Annotated in this window: 15 protein-coding genes; all 15 read right to left on the bottom strand. The window is 37.5% G+C overall.

Annotation, left to right across the window (positions count from 1 at the left end):
- Positions 1-40: 40 nt before the first annotated feature.
- Positions 41-2,350, bottom strand: a complete 2,310-nt coding sequence (locus AB1349_02330) for a hypothetical protein (protein ID MEW6556172.1) — start codon at positions 2,348-2,350, stop codon at positions 41-43.
- 143 nt (positions 2,351-2,493) lie between these two features.
- Positions 2,494-3,834, bottom strand: a complete 1,341-nt coding sequence (locus AB1349_02325) for a PorV/PorQ family protein (protein ID MEW6556171.1) — start codon at positions 3,832-3,834, stop codon at positions 2,494-2,496.
- 487 nt (positions 3,835-4,321) lie between these two features.
- Positions 4,322-4,660, bottom strand: coding sequence for a DUF86 domain-containing protein (locus AB1349_02320; GenBank protein ID MEW6556170.1), 339 nt, complete (start codon positions 4,658-4,660; stop codon positions 4,322-4,324).
- A complete protein-coding gene (locus tag AB1349_02315; GenBank protein ID MEW6556169.1) occupies positions 4,657-4,974 on the bottom strand; it encodes a nucleotidyltransferase family protein in 318 nt (105 codons plus the stop codon). Before AB1349_02315 ends, AB1349_02320 begins: the two co-directional genes overlap by 4 nt.
- Before the next feature lie 419 nt (positions 4,975-5,393).
- Positions 5,394-6,560, bottom strand: a complete 1,167-nt coding sequence (locus AB1349_02310; GenBank protein ID MEW6556168.1) for a pyridoxal phosphate-dependent aminotransferase — start codon at positions 6,558-6,560, stop codon at positions 5,394-5,396.
- A gap of 86 nt (positions 6,561-6,646) precedes the next feature.
- Positions 6,647-7,027, bottom strand: coding sequence for a response regulator (locus AB1349_02305; GenBank protein MEW6556167.1), 381 nt, complete (start codon positions 7,025-7,027; stop codon positions 6,647-6,649).
- The gene (locus AB1349_02300) at positions 6,999-9,632 is read right to left on the bottom strand and encodes a GAF domain-containing protein (protein ID MEW6556166.1); all 2,634 of its coding nucleotides are present in this window, start codon (positions 9,630-9,632) and stop codon (positions 6,999-7,001) included. The genes AB1349_02305 and AB1349_02300 overlap by 29 nt, the downstream gene beginning before the upstream one ends.
- Positions 9,629-11,458 carry a chromosomal replication initiator protein DnaA gene (gene dnaA / locus AB1349_02295; GenBank protein ID MEW6556165.1) on the bottom strand — a complete coding sequence of 610 codons (1,830 nt, stop codon included), beginning with the start codon at positions 11,456-11,458 and terminating at the stop codon, positions 9,629-9,631. The genes AB1349_02300 and dnaA overlap by 4 nt, the downstream gene beginning before the upstream one ends.
- On the bottom strand, positions 11,455-12,288 hold the full coding sequence (locus tag AB1349_02290) for a hypothetical protein (GenBank protein MEW6556164.1): 834 nt from the start codon (positions 12,286-12,288) through the stop codon (positions 11,455-11,457). The genes dnaA and AB1349_02290 overlap by 4 nt, the downstream gene beginning before the upstream one ends.
- An 11-nt stretch (positions 12,289-12,299) precedes the next feature.
- Positions 12,300-13,229, bottom strand: coding sequence for a hypothetical protein (locus AB1349_02285; GenBank protein ID MEW6556163.1), 930 nt, complete (start codon positions 13,227-13,229; stop codon positions 12,300-12,302).
- Positions 13,219-14,295, bottom strand: a complete 1,077-nt coding sequence (locus tag AB1349_02280; protein ID MEW6556162.1) for a PilT/PilU family type 4a pilus ATPase — start codon at positions 14,293-14,295, stop codon at positions 13,219-13,221. Before AB1349_02280 ends, AB1349_02285 begins: the two co-directional genes overlap by 11 nt.
- 1 nt (position 14,296) lies before the next feature.
- Positions 14,297-14,590, bottom strand: a complete 294-nt coding sequence (locus tag AB1349_02275; GenBank protein ID MEW6556161.1) for a hypothetical protein — start codon at positions 14,588-14,590, stop codon at positions 14,297-14,299.
- A 111-nt stretch (positions 14,591-14,701) separates the two neighbouring features.
- Positions 14,702-14,995 carry a BMC domain-containing protein gene (locus AB1349_02270; GenBank protein ID MEW6556160.1) on the bottom strand — a complete coding sequence of 98 codons (294 nt, stop codon included), beginning with the start codon at positions 14,993-14,995 and terminating at the stop codon, positions 14,702-14,704.
- Positions 14,996-15,100: 105 nt separating this feature from the next.
- The gene (gene deoC, locus AB1349_02265) at positions 15,101-15,772 is read right to left on the bottom strand and encodes a deoxyribose-phosphate aldolase (GenBank protein ID MEW6556159.1); all 672 of its coding nucleotides are present in this window, start codon (positions 15,770-15,772) and stop codon (positions 15,101-15,103) included.
- Positions 15,773-16,263: 491 nt separating this feature from the next.
- On the bottom strand, positions 16,264-17,691 hold the full coding sequence (locus tag AB1349_02260) for a DUF4139 domain-containing protein (protein ID MEW6556158.1): 1,428 nt from the start codon (positions 17,689-17,691) through the stop codon (positions 16,264-16,266).
- Between the last annotated feature and the right edge of the window lie 109 nt (positions 17,692-17,800).

The following is a 17,800-nucleotide window of genomic DNA, read 5'->3' as shown; positions in this document are numbered from 1 at the left end:
TTATGTAATTAAGCGATTAAGTAAAAATCAATCACTGTCCTTATTCTTTTTTTAATTCTATAACAAATTTTTTTATTGCCTGAATCTGACTCTTGACATCCAAACCTGCTTGTTTCAGCACTTCACCGCCGGGACCTGAGCCCAAAAAGATTCCTTTCTTGAATGGATGCAACGAAAACTCACGCCCTTTTTCGGACAGCAGATGTTCGTACATCGTATCTATTGTAAAACCTGTTACTGCCATTGCGTTTTGCTTGAATTCTATCGGTAAAATCTCATCTTGCTTTTTTTTCGACAGATATGAAAACAATTCCGTGCTTGAGATATATAAAATATTCACATCTATTTTTTCTCTGTCTAAAATCTCAACGACATTAGGCAGTTCAATCCCAACTTCGGCGCCTTGATACAGGATAGTTGCTTTTGATTTTTTTGCCCGACGGATAGAGTATATTCCATTAACAGTTTCTGATACATCGGCAAAACCATACTTTTTTCTATCAATTACTGTTTCACTTGGTCGTGAAACAAATGGGACAATCACAGCAGGTTTTTGTCTTAATGATGTAAGGACAAGCGGCCATATTTCGTTTGCATCCCAAGGTGTAAGTGTAATTATTTTCCATTTAAGTTTATTAAAACTTTTCCAGAATGAAAGCGTTTGCGGGCACGCATGTGTGGGACCATCTTCGCCTGTTTTTAGTCCTGCGTGTGCATTAACCAAAATCACCGGTGCTATGTTTTCACCATGTTTGGACTGATATGCGATACAGAAAAGCCGTGCAGCAGTGAATCCCATCGGGCTGATAAATGTAGCATATGAACTGCCTACGCCGATATAATGCCCGGTTGCAGAAATGCCTGACATCAAACCAGAACCGCCGTCTTCACAGATACCGGTTGGAATAATTTTGGCAAGTGGTTTCTCACAGGAAATAAACCCCTCAGGGAAACCATCGCTCATCAGGTTCAAACTTGTTGAGCCAACAAGGTCTGCGGCAAAACCATACAAGCTGCCTTTTGTGATATGGTTAAGATAACTCAATGTTCTACCGAGTGATTCCCGCAATGTCACAGAACTGCCTGGTTTATTCCAAATTTCTGTAGGTGGTTTTTTTATATCAAGCGACTCAGAATTTTCAAACAAAACGGAAATAGCGGCACTATCTTTTTTAGGCTTGCGGTTTTCTTTATTCAGTGCATTCCTGTTTGAAATCAGTTTATTAAATCCAAACTCAAGCAGTTTATCGTCGGCTCTAAGTGCAGTTTCAACAACCAACAGATTCTTGTAAAAATATTCTTCTTTTATTTCTGGTGTTGCCGGCTGCGGTGTTTTGCTGAATTGGACATTAAAAGTTGTCTCAAAAATTTTTTGCGCATTGAAATAGTCGTCGGAATCCAGTTTATAGCCGGCACCGTGTGATTTTCTACCTTCCCAATAGCCCTCGCCTTTTATAGTGCGATACACAAGCATATTTGGTGCATTTTTTTGAGTGATAAAATTGTTAAATGCATAATCCTGTGAAACTTTTATTTGATTATTATCCTTACCGTTTTCCACATACACGACATTATGCCCGTGTAGAAGCCCGAGTTCGTAAGGTGTCCAATTAACATACTGCCCTTTGTTATGCTCGTCGGTACAGACATTATCCGCATCAATACTGGTATTGTTCCAATCCACATGGATAATCAGATTCCAGATATTAGCCGACCAGAAATGTGCCAGATTTTCGTGTACTCTGCCCGGTGTCATTCCACCTTCACCTTCTACGATATTTATTATTGGCGGATTCTCGTAGTATTCTTTTTTTGCAAATGCATAACCACCGAAGCCACCGAAGCCAACACCGGATGCGCCTGTTGCGAGCATAACGCCCGGTGTTTCAGGTGTTGGATGACCATCAAGCCGTTTAGAGCTAAATTTTTTCAGCAATGGCAACACAGTTGCTGGATTTTTTCGGAATCCGAGCAAATCTTCAAACCGTAATTTATGTTCAATAGAATTGTAAAGTTTTTCATCTTTAAGTTTTACAAGTTCAAATAAAAGCCCAAGAAACGAATACAACCCGAGTGCTTTATGTCCTGCTGCCATGCCGATAATATCAGAATCAGGTCTATTCAAGTTTGTAATATCCATTTTTGTATTTTTATTAAAGATAAGATTCAAGAGAATCCTGCCGACTGAAATAGAGCCGCCAGGATGACCTGACTGCGCAAAATTAAACAATAGTATAACGATTGCCCGATAGGCAATAAAAAGTCGGTCCATTATTTGCAGGTCCTGTTCTGCATATTTTTCTTTTTCATCAAGTAACATTGATGACTTTATCAATTTTTTTTCGTCCATTCTTCCCCCGTTCCAGAAAACTCGCCTAGGCGAGTAACCACAGATTAACACAGATTTGCACAGATTTTAATTCTTAATTCTAAATTTTTTCTGTGTTAATCTGTGTCCATCTGTGGTTAATTTTATACTTTCTTATTTATGTGCTATTGAGTAATTTTTTTAGCAAGTTCTACACAGACACGCTGAAGTTCTTCTGCCGAATATGCTTTTACTGTTTCTGATTTAAGTATCTTGCCGGTTTCAACCTCTACAAGATTTACCGTTATAAAATATGTATCCATAAGTTTAGAAAGGTCGCCAACAACCATCTGTTTTACATTCAAGAGTTTACCAATCTGGACTGCGCATTCCGATGTTGTGCAGCCTGTCTGTTGAAATGCCGCTTCCGCTAATATCTTATCCATATTCGCTTTCTCAATAACATTACATACTTGAAGTTTTACTATTTCAGTCCTCAAAAAACCTGCAACAATAGACGCATCCGCAGCAGAAACATTTTTTCCTACAAAATCAGCCACTGCAAGATTTGTTAACATCACTGGCTTTTTTATTTCTGCTTTGACTTCTTTTTCTGCTACCTGCTGTTGTATCTGTTCTAATTGTTGTTTTGCAATGTCTAAATTGTTTTTTGCTGGTTCGTATTTCCCTACTGAAAGAAATACTTGCGCATCTTTGAGCAGTTTTTCAGGTGATGATGTATCTACACCTTTGCCGACCACAATATCCAGTATCTTTTTAACCTCTGTAATTTGATTTTTTATTTCCTGTTCCTGCTGCCGTTTTAATTCTCGTTCCTGCCTCAATTTCTGGTTTCGTTGAGCAATTTCGTTTCTCAATCGTTCTCGTTCCTTTCTTACTTCTTCGGCACTTTTTCTTACTGTCGCTGTCCTGTCTGCTGCATCTCTGTATTCAGGGCTGGTTTTATCAACTTGTGAATAATAATACACTGCCCTGTTTGGCATCTTCTTCGCATAATACTTCTCGCCAATATTATACGGCTTGTCAGAGCCGAATTCCAGCGTGAACGAAATTTTATGCGTCAGTTCATCAAGTGTGGAGACATAACCGTAATCAAGTTGACCATTGAACGCTTTTACGCCAACACCTGCGGTAAAGATATTCGGCTCATAGCCAATTTTGTAGCCAACCCTTAACGCGATAAGTTTCTGAAACCAATACTCAAACCCAAAATGTGTTTTTCTAAGATCTATGTAATCTTCTGTAAGCAGTAAAACATCTTCGGCAATAGTCAGATTATGTTTCTGTAAATCAAGCGGTTTATATTGTAATCCAGTTCGCAAAACAGTCGGTAAATCATCAACAACATCTTTATATTTTAAGCCGTCACCCATATTTACCATTGAAAAACCAAAAGAAAATCTATCATTAAAGGTTCTGAAAATTATGCCGAAATCAAATGCAACCGTATTTGCAGAATAATTCTCGCCCAAAGTGCTATTTACAATTTTTGCATTGCTACCTATAAAAAACCACTGAAAACTGCGAAAACTGCTGCGAAAACTGAAAAAACTGAAAACTGTGCCAGCAACGAAAACTGAACGAAAACTGCGAAAACTGAAAACTGCAAAACTGAAAACTGTGAAAACTGTGAAAACTGTGAAAACTGTGCCAGACTTGAAATTTTCAAATTTTTTGTTGATTCATCAACACCACAAGTGATAGGGCTTTCTAATGAGGTAAAACCAAAAATACCAATATTTTTCATAAATTTTGTTTTCGTTTATTTTGTACCACGCCAACGAAAAATTACTTTTCTTAAGCATAAGTGAGTTTAGGGGACGGGGTTGAATTGGTTGATTTTATCTTTCCCCTATCACCATTCACATTTTCTCTATCCGACCTTTAATTTTTTTCTTTTCATATCGTTGGATAACAATCCAACCGCTGCATTACTTTGCGGGGTAACCCCGCTACTACTTCTGCTATGTAATTCCATTTTCCTTTCATCTTTTATAAATCCTTGTGAAGTTTTTCAATTTTTATTTTTAATGTGGGTAAATCTTCTTTTATAGTATGCCAGATAATATCATAGTCAATCTCATAATATTCATGTGCCACAATATTCCGCATATCATTCATATCCCGCCAGGGAATGTCAATATGTTTTTCTTGAAATTCTTTAGAAATCATATTTGCTGCTTCTCCAATTGTTATGAAATTTCTTTCTACTGCATCAATAGTTTTTTTATCCTTAAGAAAATCCTGTATTGTCTTTTCTTTGGTATATTCCTCAATGTTTTCAATACAGTTTTTTATATCTTCAATATACGATTTGTCTTCTCTTTTCATAGTATCGGTATCATTTCTTTTAATACTCTTTCTTTCATGCCCGGTCTTTTTTTCTGGTTCCTGTCTAAAGCTCCTTTCTGAATTAAATCAACTTTATGATTTAGGATAGTACTCAAAAAATTTTTCAACTTTATAAAATGAAATAGACCAACACTTTCACTAAATTCAATAAGAATATCTACATCACTTTTTTCAGTCTGTTCGTTTCTTACAACTGAACCAAATATCCCTAAGTTTTTTACTTTGTAATTACTTCTCAATACTTTTGTATTGGACTTAATCAATTTTGTATACTCATTCACTTGGTTATTCATTTTATCTTACCCTTTACTTCAAACTACTTCCCAGAATATTCGCAGAATGGGAAAATGGGGACGTTTCACATTTTTTTAATCGTTGATTTACATCAACCGCTACAGATAATTTGGCGAATTACAATTCGCTCGCTACCTGTTTTTTGCGCCAATTTTCTTTCCTAAAAATCTTCGTCTTAAAAAAAGTCCTCGACAAAACTTGTTATTTCTGTTATAATTATTCCGGAGGTGAAAGTTATGCATACATCTACTATTTCACAGTATCGGAATTTCAATATTATCCGCGGATTACGCAAAAAAATCACAGATTACGCAGAAAGATTCCTATTTTTCTGCGGTTTCTGCGGTATTTCTGCGGTCTCTGCGGAATCTCGAACTTGTTCGGGCTATCTTGTACCTGTTTTTTTATACCTGTTTTTTTACAACTTCTTCATTGCATCGTCTATTTTTTTCAGTGCTTTTTTTATGTTTTCAATGGAATTGGCGTATGAAAATCTCAAATATCCTTTTCCGTAGGCGCCGAAAGCTGTGCCTGAAAGTGCGGCGACACCGGCTTCGTTAAGCAGATAGTCTGCGAGTTCTTTAGATGTTTTTTTTGTTTCTTTTATATTCGGGAATACATAGAATGCGCCGTGTGGTTTTTTACATGAAAAACCTGGTATCTTATTTAATCCGTCAACAATCACATCCCGTCTTTTTTTGAATTCTGCGACCATTTTTTTGACATCATCCTGTTGGCCTTTTAACGCTTCAATACAGGCAATCTGTGTAAATGTTGCGGTACAGGAGTTAGAATTTGTTTGAAGCCGTGCTATATGTACTGCAAGTTCTTTACTCATAATACCGTATCCAGCTCGCCAGCCGGTCATTGCAAAGGTTTTAGAAAAACCATCCAAGATTACTGTCTGTTCTCTTATTCCCGGAACTGATGCGATGGAGTGATGCATACCTTCATAAATTATTTCGGAATAAACCTCGTCTGACAGAATAAGTATATCCTCGTCGCCACCAATAATTTCAGCGATACCTTTGAGTATTTCTTCGTCAATTACGCCGCCTGTTGGATTCTGTGGTGAGTTCAGTATTACCATTTTTGTTAATGGTGAGACCAGTTTTTTGAACTCATCTATTGTGAATGAGAAATCGTTTTCTTCCCGTAATGGCAAAAGAACCGGTTTCGCACCGACGAAGTTAACCATTGATTCATAGATTGGGAATCCAGGTGATGGCAATATCACTTCGTCGCCAGGTCTCAACCATGTTAAAATTATAAAAAATATAATTGGCTTGGCACCGGGTGTTACAACCACTTCCTCCGGGTCAACTTTTATATTTCTTGTTTTTGAGATATATTCTGCAATAGTTTTACGAAGTTCAGGTAGTCCTGCTGAAGGACCGTAATGTGTATAGCCGTTGTCAATCGCTTTTTTTGCGGCTTCCTTGATATTTTGTGGAGTATCAAAATCCGGCTCACCTATTTCCAGATGAATAATTTCTTTCCCTTTTGCCTCCAGTAGTCTCGCTTTTGCCAGCACTTCAAATGCTGTTTCTGTACCTAACCGTGCCATTCTGATTGCAGTTCTCATAATCGCTATGCTCCTTTTCTCACGAATATCGCCCGAATGTTCAACCCGAATACAACCGAATAATTATTCGGGTTAATTCAGTGTTTCTATTCGGTGCCTTTATTCGGACTTATTAGTTTTTGTATCTGGTTTAATAAATCATCCGGTTCAAACGGTTTCACGATATAGCCATCGCTACCCGCCATCAACCCTTTCATAACCTCTATATCCTGCCCGAGTGCAGACAAAAACAGTATTGGTATTTTTGCTGTTTTTTCATCTGCTCTTAATTTTTTGCAGACCTCAATCCCATCCATCATTGGCATCATTACATCCAGCAGAATCAAATTGGGCTGTAATGCTTGTGCTTTTTTAATACCGTCAGGTCCATTAGTTGCTGTGGTTACCTCATACTTATGTCGTGTCAGAAAAAACTCTAACAGTTCCAATGTGATAGCATCATCGTCTATCGCTAGTATTCTGGGCATTTTCTACCTCCTGTTTTTTTTTATCTATTATGTCTGTTTTTTTTATTTTCGGTAGTAAGAATGAAAAAGTTGAACCTTTAGCAGGTGCTGAATCTATCCAGATATTGCCGCCGTGCAGTTCAATAATTGATTTTGCAATATACAGTCCTAACCCTGTTCCGGTGGCAATTCTTGTGTATGAAGAATCTATCTGATAAAACTTATCAAATATTTTTTCGTGTTCTTCTTTAGGAATACCGATACCGGTATCTGTGATAGCGGAGAGCACGAAGTCGCCTTTATTTTTTACAATGATTGAAATATCTCCACCATTGGGTGTAAATTTAACCGCATTTGAGACGAGATTATCATACACTTGAAGCAACCTTGAGAAATCGCCATCTATATTCGGGATTTCTTTATCAATTTCAAGTTTTATATTGATATTTTTATGTTTTATCTGGTTTATGTTTGTTTCTATTGATTTTTTCACAACATCTGAAAGGTTAAGTTTTTCTATCCGCAGTATTATCAAACCTTTTTCTATTTTTGACAAATCCAGCAAATCGCTTATCAGCCGTGTTAGATGGTTACTGGATTGTTCAACAATTCGTAAGAATTTTTTCTGCTGGTCGTTAATTTTGCCTGCTTCTTCGTCTAACACAACATGAACAAACCCTTTGATTGCGGTAAGTGGTGTTCGGAGTTCATGTGAAACCATAGAGACGAAATCGTCTTTAATTTTATTCAGCCGTTCCAGTTCTATATTGATTTCTTTCAAGCGGTTATGGATTCTTGCATTTTCTACAATAACCGCGGTCTGCCCGGCAATCAATTCAGCAAGCCGGCTTTTTTCATCATTAAAAAATTTCTGCGATTTGGAACAGAAACAAAACAGCCCTATACTTTTATCTTCAACTTTGAGTGGTACAAAAAGATGTGATTTTAGCTGCAGTGTTTTTTGTAATTCTTGATACGGTCCATCCGGTAGTTCTAACTCGTCTAAATACTGGATATTACCTTTCTGGAATATTTCAGCAATAATAGATGTTGATGTCTTAGGTATTTGCAACTCGTGTTGCGGAATCATTTCTGGCGGAAATTTTAGCATAAGTGCGCCACTGGGTTCGTCCAGAAGCCAGCATAATACATAGTCAGATTCTAACGCTCTGATACTTTTTTCAGCCAGTACTTCTACAGTTTCTTCTAACTGCGGTTCTGTTTTGATTGTATTGGATATATCTCTCAAAGTCATCAGGTCATTGAGACGGTGATTTAACTGCTCATAAAGTTTTATTCTTACTATGAGTTCTGCAATCTGTGATGCAACAACGGACAAAAATCTCATATCATCCTGTGAAAATTTGCCTGTTGCTTTATTACCGAGCAGAAGCAGTCCTAACACCTTTTTTTCAATTAACGGTAATGCAATCAACGAAGTGATTCTATATTTTTTATAGAGATTTTGCAAATCAGATGCATTCTCCATAAACAGTTCGTTAGAGATAAATGTTGTAGCATTTCTGTAAGATTTAGAAAGCATATTATCTGTGGTCTCAGCTGCCAGATTAAATGTGTCAAAATCGCAATTCCCGACGAGCAGTTTAGTTTGCTCATCATAGATAACAAACCCGGCGTTAGCGACATTTGTAACAAGTTTTAGCCGTTCTGCTACTGTAGAAAACATTTCATTCATATCAACCTTACCGGTTGCAGAAAAAATTATATCATTCAAGGTTTTCATTTCTTTCACTTTCGCTATGAGCCGCAGGTTCGTTTTTGTTAATTCTTCTGTTGTTGCTTCAACCTCTAACTCTAACCGTTTATTAAACTCCTGGATATCCTGATACATTTTTGAATTACTTATCGCGATTGCCAGATAATCGGTAAGTGTGGTTAATGTTTTTACTATATTAGCGTCAAAGAAACTTTTGATATCTGAATTGACATTAAAAACACCAACTGCTTTATCATTAACAATGATTGGGATATGGACAAACGACATAAGCCCTTCCTGGTCAACCAGTTTTTCAGTCACCGGATGTCTTTCTTTAGTTGCGTCATTTACTATTATTGTTGCCTTTGTTGAGAATGCTTTACCGACGAATCCTTCATCAGGTCTGGGGTGCATATTTTTGACAAAATTGTCGGATAATCCGCGGGATGCCTTTATTCGTAAAAAACCATCGTCATCTAAAAAAACAACACAGGTTGATGGTATCATCATTTTTTCGTAGACCAAATCTAAAAGCATTTCTATTACTTCGTTAATTTCTATTCTGGAAGTAATCGTTTTAGAGGCTGCAAACAGGATATTAAGCGAACCTTCAAAAACCAGCAGCCGCTTAAAAAGCAGTTCTAAATCCGCACCAAACTTACCAAGCCCGGTTATTTTGGGCTGATAATCATAGTAGTTACCTTCTCTGGATTTAACAAATAGTTGTTCTAACAATCTCAGTGGTTGAAAAATCCAAATATATCCAACGATTAAAACTATTCCACCTGCTACAAAAATCAGATATGAATTACCAGCATTACGAATACAGTATGCAAATATCAAAACGAGTACCAGTATCACTAAAAACAACAAAAACCTGAAACTTAAATATAAATTTAACTTTCTCATTTTGTAAAATCCTTATGACCAAGCAATGTTATATCCAGTGCGATATTCAGATATTTGTACTGTTTTGTTAAATCCGCAAATGGGATTATTTCAGCAGAAACATTACCTGACTCGCATGCATTTGTAACCATATTTATAAAATCCTCTTCCGTAATTATTGAAGAAGACGGCGGGCATAAAAAAATAGCGATATGTATGTTGTTTGTATTGCATAACTGGACAAAAAGCGTATAATTTATTTTTTTGTCAAATTCGTAACCTCTATCAAAAACGCCAACCAGCCTGAATTTTAATTTATGTTTTTTTATCGTCTCTATGAATAACTGTTTTACTTTTTCCAACTCTTTTTCATAACCAGCAGGATAAAAATAAGCGACTTCAACCGGTTTTAACAGGTCATATTCACTTTTTGCAGGTGGTAGCGGGCTGATAACCTCTTCCCCCCCTTTTTTCTCAACAACTGGTATTACAGGTTGAGCAGGTGCTTTTGTTTCTTTTACCGGTTCAACAACCTGTTTTTCAGGTGCTGGTAGAGGTGGTGGTGGAGAGGGTGGGGCTGGGGCTACAAGTGGCGCTACAGACACAGGTGTAACAGTAGCCACCGCTTTTTCAACCATTTCTTCTATTTCTGTTTCCGGTAACAACTCGCCTATCAATTCTTTTGCGCGATCCATATTTATAGGCAGGTTAGTCATTGTAGAATATGCTTTCAGTCGTTTCAAGAAACCTTCTAATTCCCTGATGTTGGATTTCAGTTTGCTGGCGATATATATCAGCATCTTATCGTCTAATTCCATTTTTTCGTTCTGTGCTTTTTTCTTTAAAATTGCAACCCGTGTCTCTAAATCCGGTGGTTTTATATCAGCAATCAGCCCCCATTCAAATCGGGATTTCAAACGGTCTTCTATCCCTGCCAGTTTTTTGGGTGGCTTGTCGGATGTAATCACAATCTGTTTCTGGTTTTCATGTAAGATATTAAAAGTATGAAAAAATTCTTCCTGTGTTGACTCCGCTTCTGACAGAAACTGGATATCATCAACAAGCAATAAATCAAGATTCCTGTACTGCTGTCTGAACTCTAAAAGTGTGCCGTCTTTTATCGCTTCTATAACTTCAGATGTGAACTTTTCAGTAGTAATATAAAGGATATTAGCCGACAGATTCCTGTCTTTGACTGTATTTCCAATCGCTTGCATAATATGTGTTTTTCCTAAACCAACACCACCGTAGATAAAAAGCGGATTATATGTTTTGCCCGGGCTTTGAGAAACCGCCCAAGCGGCTGCATGAACAAAACGGTTGTTAGCGCCGACAACAAATTCATCAAAAATATATCTTAAGTTCAATTTAGGTTTTACTAAAACGGTTTCTCCCCCCCCCTCAGCTTTTTTTTCGTCCTCTATTCCTTTTTTTGTTTCAGCAGTAGAAGTGGTGGGAGTGGTAAGAGGTGGCGGAGTAGCAGGCGGCGTCTGCTGTATTGGTGGTACAGTCGGTATTTCAGGTTTCTCAATCGGTGCTTCTTCAATCCCTGCTACTTTCTGAAAAATTTCTTCAAGCCCAACACCACCTTGAGTATCTTCAATTTTGCCTTCTGAACATTTACTTTTAAGAAACTTTTCAGCTGCAAGTTTTTTGTCGTCTGATACATTGTAAATATAAACCGCATAATTATATTCCTGTGAAAGCGGAGTGAACGGTTTGCCCGCATCTGACCCAAAAAACTTTATTGTTTCGGTAAGGTCATCTTGTAGTGCCGATATCAGAAGTTTATATCTGTTTTTATCCCTATCACAAGGCGAAAAAACTAAATCCCATTTTTTAATCATAATTCGCGTGCCTCTATTCGCGATTTCTCTGTTTCTGCTAATATAATATTTGTCGCGATATTAAAATAAATAGACTTTTTATCTACATCAGTTGGTTTTATATGTTCTATGTATATCCCTGCTGACTGAAATGGTTTCTGTAATATCTCGGCAAGTTTGGATTCACCATTGACCACAACTGCTGTAACATTTTGTTTCTTACAAAGTGAGATCGCATTTTCAATATCTTCATCTGAAAAAACAAGATAACCTTGCTTGAATACAATTTTGATTTGGAATTTAAGTTTTCTGCCAGAAACACTTTGTAGCAGATTTTTTTCAATTGTATTAGCATATTCTTCCTGACCGCTCCTGAAAATTATACCGACAGATATGGTGCTTCTCTCTGTCTCAACAATTTTTTGTTGTTTGGTTTCTTTCGGTAGTTCTATGCTGTTAAGCTTTTCAGGTTCAAAAATATCAAAATCAATAATATCCGACATCTCTTTTGCTACTTTTACTTCTTCGGTTGTCGGCTGTTTTGTAGACGCTCTTGGCGGGAATATATTAGAACGTGGTTCAGGATGAAAAACGGCTGGTTCTGTTTTTGTCGGTAAATGTTGTAACTCATTCATTTGGGCTTCCAGTTTTTCTACATCTTGTGGTGTTATTTGATACAGATAAAACGAAAAGTTGAACTCTGAATTTTTAGGTTTCCACGGTAACCCGCATTTTTTTCCATAAAAATCAGTAATTTTTTTCAGGGTGTTATAATCGCATTTAATACTCACCTTGTATCTATCCGGATATCTTTCAGACGGATATGGAATTATTTCCCATTTTTCTATCATTTGCTTCTTTTTTATGTTCTCAGTTTTTTCTTAACCAGTAAGAGTTCTATTGCCATATCAACAAATACAAACCTTTTGTCAAGTTGACTAATCTGGGCAACCATATAAAGCATATCATTCATTCTGCATGCTGTATCTATAAAAAGTCGGATATCATCTATCCCGTCTGGAATAACTACAAAAATAATTTCGGCAGATTTTTGTTTTGCCTCATGAACCAGCGAGATAAATTCGTTAGGTGTATTGGAACTATAACCTATTGATGCTATTTTCTCAAGATGGATTGGTTCTTTCATCAGTTTTTCTGTTACTGTGGTTAATTGGTTTATGAACTTTTCAACTGATTGGGGAAAGGTTGATGGATAAAGATAACACGCATTAAGTGATTCGCCTGTTGTCTTAGCAGGTGAAAGTTGGATTCCCTGTTGAGGACTAACTTCCTCTGTTACTATTGGTGTGGGAGACACGGGATGTGTGGGTGTGGTTGGAGGTGCAACAGGACTTTTTTGTGGTTCTGGTATTGCCTGTGTTTTTTCTGCTTCTTTTTTTTCAGTAAGTTTCTCTAGCACCTCTATCTTTTCAGGAATCTTTTGTTCAATATATCTTTGCTCTTCAACTGTCAATGCTGAAAAAATATCTGTCAACGCAGAAATTACCTCGTTTACTTCTGTTTCTTTTTTCAGTTCCTGATTTACCACATCTTCAAGTTCACCCAAAAAATACTTGTAAATATTTTTTCGGTCTTCTCTGGTTGAATCGTCAACATACACGCCCCACTTGTATTTTTCGTCTATTTCACCTTTTATTTCAATTGGTTGAGAACACAGATTCGGAAATCTTTTTATCAGATTATCAGCTTCTTCACGGGTTGTCACCATAACAATATATCTGTTTTGATGTTCGTTATCAAACTCAGGCAGCATTGTCCAATTATTTCTCATCTCGTTCTATCCCTTTAATTTTCAGCATCAGGTCGTCAGGGTTTGTCGCATTCTCTAATGCATCCTCAAGAATAATTTTCTTTTCTTTGTAGAACTGGATTATACACTGGTCAAATGTCCACATACCGTAATACTCGCCTTGCTCCATTAGTTTGTAAATCTCGGCTGACTTACCTTCTGCGATATTTTTTCGGATAAGCGAAGTCCCAATAAGAATTTCAGTCGCAGGAATCCGCTCGTCACCTTTTACAGTTGGAACTAGCCGCTGTGCAATGATACCTTTGACTACATTTGACAGTGCGATTCTTACCTGATGCTGCTGGTGTGGTGGATATGCATCTACAATTCGGTCTATCGTCTGAACCGCATCCATCGTATGTATCGTAGACAAAACCAGATGTCCTGTTTCTGCGGCAGTAATACCAGCAGCGATTGCTTCAAAATCACGCATCTCACCAATACAGACCACATCAGGGTCCTGTCTTAAAACATATTTTAACCCTTTGCCAAACGATTTCGTATCGGAACCAACTTCTCGTTGACTCATAAACGATTTTTTGTCTTTATGAAAATACTCTATCGGGTCTTCTATGGATACAATTTTGTATGCGAAATTCTCATTTATGTAGTCAATCATCGCATTCATAGTTGTTGTTTTCCCGGCACCTGTTATGCCGGCAAATAAGATAAGCCCACGCGGCTCCGCAGCAAGTTTTTTTAGTATTGCATCAGGTAAATTGAGTTCTTCAAAGGGTTTTACCTGTAACGGTACAACCCGTAAAGTAAGCGCAACTGTCCCGCGTTGTTTGTAGATATTAACCCTGAATCTTGATAGCCCTTCTACACCATATGATAAATCTATTTCGTCTTCTGTAGCAAATTTTTCTTTTTGTTCTTTTGTTAAAAGCCCGAATGCAATTTCTTCTATATGTTTGGGTGTAAAACTTTCAAACCCGGTAGAGACAAGTTTGCCGTTGATTCTTATCACAGGTGGTGTGCCTGCCTTAAAATGAATATCCGAAATCCCTTTTTTTATCATTGCTTGTAAAAGTTCTGAAATGTTCATATTATTCGCTCCCCTCACTAATTATTTTTATCCCTTTTTCTTGAATAATCTCTAACGCAAATGGCGTCAGGATTGTATCCTTAGAAATTTTTAATGTTTTACTACCCTCTGCAATTAGTTTTTTTATCTCAATTTCAGTAACCAATCTTTTTTTGGTTTCAAGTGTCGTGTAGGATTTTATCCATTTGTCTTTTGTAAAAAAACCTGTTTTGTATGATGGCGATTTTTTAGCCATTATCTTCCTGTCAGATATTTCACCAGATACTATATCAACAATATCTTGCTCGGTAACCATATAATCACGAATAACTAATCACAAATGTTATCACGAATTTTTACGAATAAAATCAATGCTGTTATTCGTGCCTTGTTCGTGATGTTTGCCGTTATTTGTATTTAATTCGTGTTAAAAATTAGATTCTATTTTTTTGAGTACTTTTTCTAACTGCTCGTCGGGACGCGGTATGACATGTATTGCTACCAGTTCGCCGACTTTTTGCGCTGCTGCAGCACCTGCTTCAACCGCGGCACGCACAGCACCGACCTCGCCACGAACCATCGTTGTCACAAGCCCCGTCCCGATTTTCTCAAAACCAATCAGCCGAACTTTCGCCGCCTTCACCATCGCATCACTCGCTTCAATCATTCCAATCAGCCCACGCGTCTCAATCATCCCCAACGCTTCTTTTGTCTCCGCCATCTTCTCCCCCTAAAATCACGAATGTCTCCCGAATAACAACCCGAATACAACCGAATAATTATCCGGGTTTATTCGGTGTTTCCATTCGGTGCAGTTATTCGTGAGTTAATATTTTATTTTTCCCGGTTCTTTACCAATAACAATTGCAACAGATGCACTGGCGCCGATTCTTGTCGCACCTGCTTCAACCATTTTTCTGGCATCCTCGGTGGTTCTTATCCCGCCGGATGCTTTGATACCCATTAACGGTCCGACTGTTTCTCTCATAAGTTGTATATCCTCAACCGTTGCACCTGACGGACCAAAACCAGTAGATGTTTTAACAAAGTCAGCACCTGCTTCTTTTGCTAACTGACAGCCTTTTATTTTTTCATCTTTTGTGAGATACGCGGTTTCTAAAATTACCTTCAATATTTTGCCACGAGTTGCTTCTCTAGCCGCTTTTATATCATCTAACACAAGTTGGTAATTCCCACTTTTTAACGCACCAACATTGATAACCATATCAATTTCATCAGCACCACTAGCTATCGCATCTCTTGCCTCAATCGCTTTTACCGTTGGTGTTGTAGCACCTAATGGGAATCCTATCACTGTACAAACTTTGACGGCTGAACCTGCAAGAAGTTTACTCGCAAGTTGGACATACGCGGGATTAACACAGACGGAAGCAAACCCGTATTTTCTCGCTTCTTCGCATAATTTACCAATCTCTTCCTGTGTTGCATTTGCTTTCAATAATGTATGGTCTATAAACGGTGCAAGTTGTTCGCCGATATTTTTCGTATCTTTTGCAGAAATTCTATCAGCACCCGCTGCAACAATTGTCTGAACTGAACCGGATTTTTTTTCTACACATTTCCCGCATTCTGCACATTCTATATCCGGCTTCGTGAACGCAGGACAGATATCAGTGAATGGTATGTTTAATTTATACGACGATTTTGATGTCTCTAATGTAGGACCTGCCTGACCATCAAATACTTTTCCAGCAGTTGACCAAGTGACTTTTACATCCTTTTTAGGTGCTGATGGCATAGTCGGCTGAGAAACTTTATATGACGATTTTGATGTCTCAAGCGTAGGACCTGCCTGACCATTAAATACTTTACCAGCAGTTGAAACTGTAACTTTCGGTTTTTTTTCTTTTTCTTTTTCTTTTAGATACCGTTCCATAACTTCTTTCACAATTTTTTCTACCAGTTCTTTATCCATATTTTACATCTCCATAATCTCTCAATCTCTTAATCTCTCAATCTCTGTCTTTATTAGTCCCACCAATAATGGACTGTGTAAGTAATTGTGTTTTCGCCATCTTTCGCAATTTTTAATTTATATTCTATTGTTCGTGAATCTTTTTTTTCATAATCCTGCGATTTCTGTGTAATTTTCCAGTTTGACCACCGGTAAAGTTTTTCAACAACACGAACCTCAACCTGTTCTTCTTTATGATTTCTTAAAGTGATTTTGAATGTCTCATCGCAGAAGTCATCACCACACTTAAAATCTGTCTGTACTCTTTCACCAACAATATCAAATGCATCACCGAGATATATTCTTATCTGTTCATCTTTTGGTGTATGCTCTATAAAATCTTCGCCAATAAATTCTAATGATTTGTCTGAGTCCTCTTTATACACACGCATCTTTCCTTTTGGTAGCGGAATACCGAGATTGTTTTCTTTTGAGTTTTTAAACTCAAGCATAACATAAACCTTTTTGTTACATTGTGTTCCATAATTTCTATCCGCTCTTGACCATTCTTGATAACCCCAGAATTTCTGTAAAGCGCCTTCATAGATATAAAGTTTTTTTACAGGAACATTTGCTGCGGAAGCAAATTCAATCTGTTTTGTTTCATTATCCCGAACATTTGTTCGGCGTTGTAATGTGTAAAGATGGTATTCAAAAAACGCTTTCTCTTCAAATTGTGGTGCTGCCTTTGCCCTCTTATCATACATTACTCGCTCTTCCATCGCAACTTCCGGTGGTGCAGCACGATGAATATCACCCGCAATTAGTTTCAGTTTTGCGTCTTTGTATGTTGCACCGGATTTATTATTAATCGTCACCCAGCCGGTCAAATCCAGATTTTTATCATCTTTATCTGAAACAATCACATAATCAGCAGACCAGTTTATACCATTTGTTAGATAATCAACCTCTATTTTATGCTCACCAGGAATTTCATTCTCTAAAAGCCAGGAAAGTGTTGGCTTAAGTATTAGGCCCTCAGGCAGTTTCGAAAGTAAAACCTCGCCAGACGGATTAACAAGAATCTTATCACCAGATTTTATTGTAAGCCCGCCTGTTATTGAAAGCAGCGTCCCTCTGATAACTTCTTTTTTTTCGCCATCTTTACCAAAGCGTCGCTCAAGTTCTATCTCTTTACCAATATATTTCTGTAGAAGTTTATCGCGTGAAATTAAATCATATTCAAAATTCTGTTCCAAAACCGAACATTTGTTTGGAAATGAAATTGACTTAAAATGCACGCTCGTCGGGTCAATCTGTACCGCAACATCAGTGAACTCAATTTTCTGTACACCTTTATCAATCTTTATTGTCCGCCTATCCTTCACTAACCCAAGATTTTGGTTATACACAGTCAGGTCAATTTCTTGAGAAACGCAGATTACCGCAGATAAAATCACTCCACAGATTACACAGATAAAAGTCTTTTGTTGAGTAGACATCTTTATAACCTCCTTGTGGTGACAGCCCTATCGGGCTGTCGTGCCCCTCGCAGAACCGTGCTTGCAGATTGCCCACACACGGCTCTTCAATAACACTTCCTCATAAAGC

It is taken from the genome of Elusimicrobiota bacterium (genome assembly GCA_040757695.1).
Taxonomy (GTDB): domain Bacteria; phylum Elusimicrobiota; class UBA8919; order UBA8919; family UBA8919; genus JBFLWK01.
The sequence above is the reverse complement of the archived record's forward strand: the minus strand, read 5'-3'. Positions and strand labels throughout refer to the sequence as shown.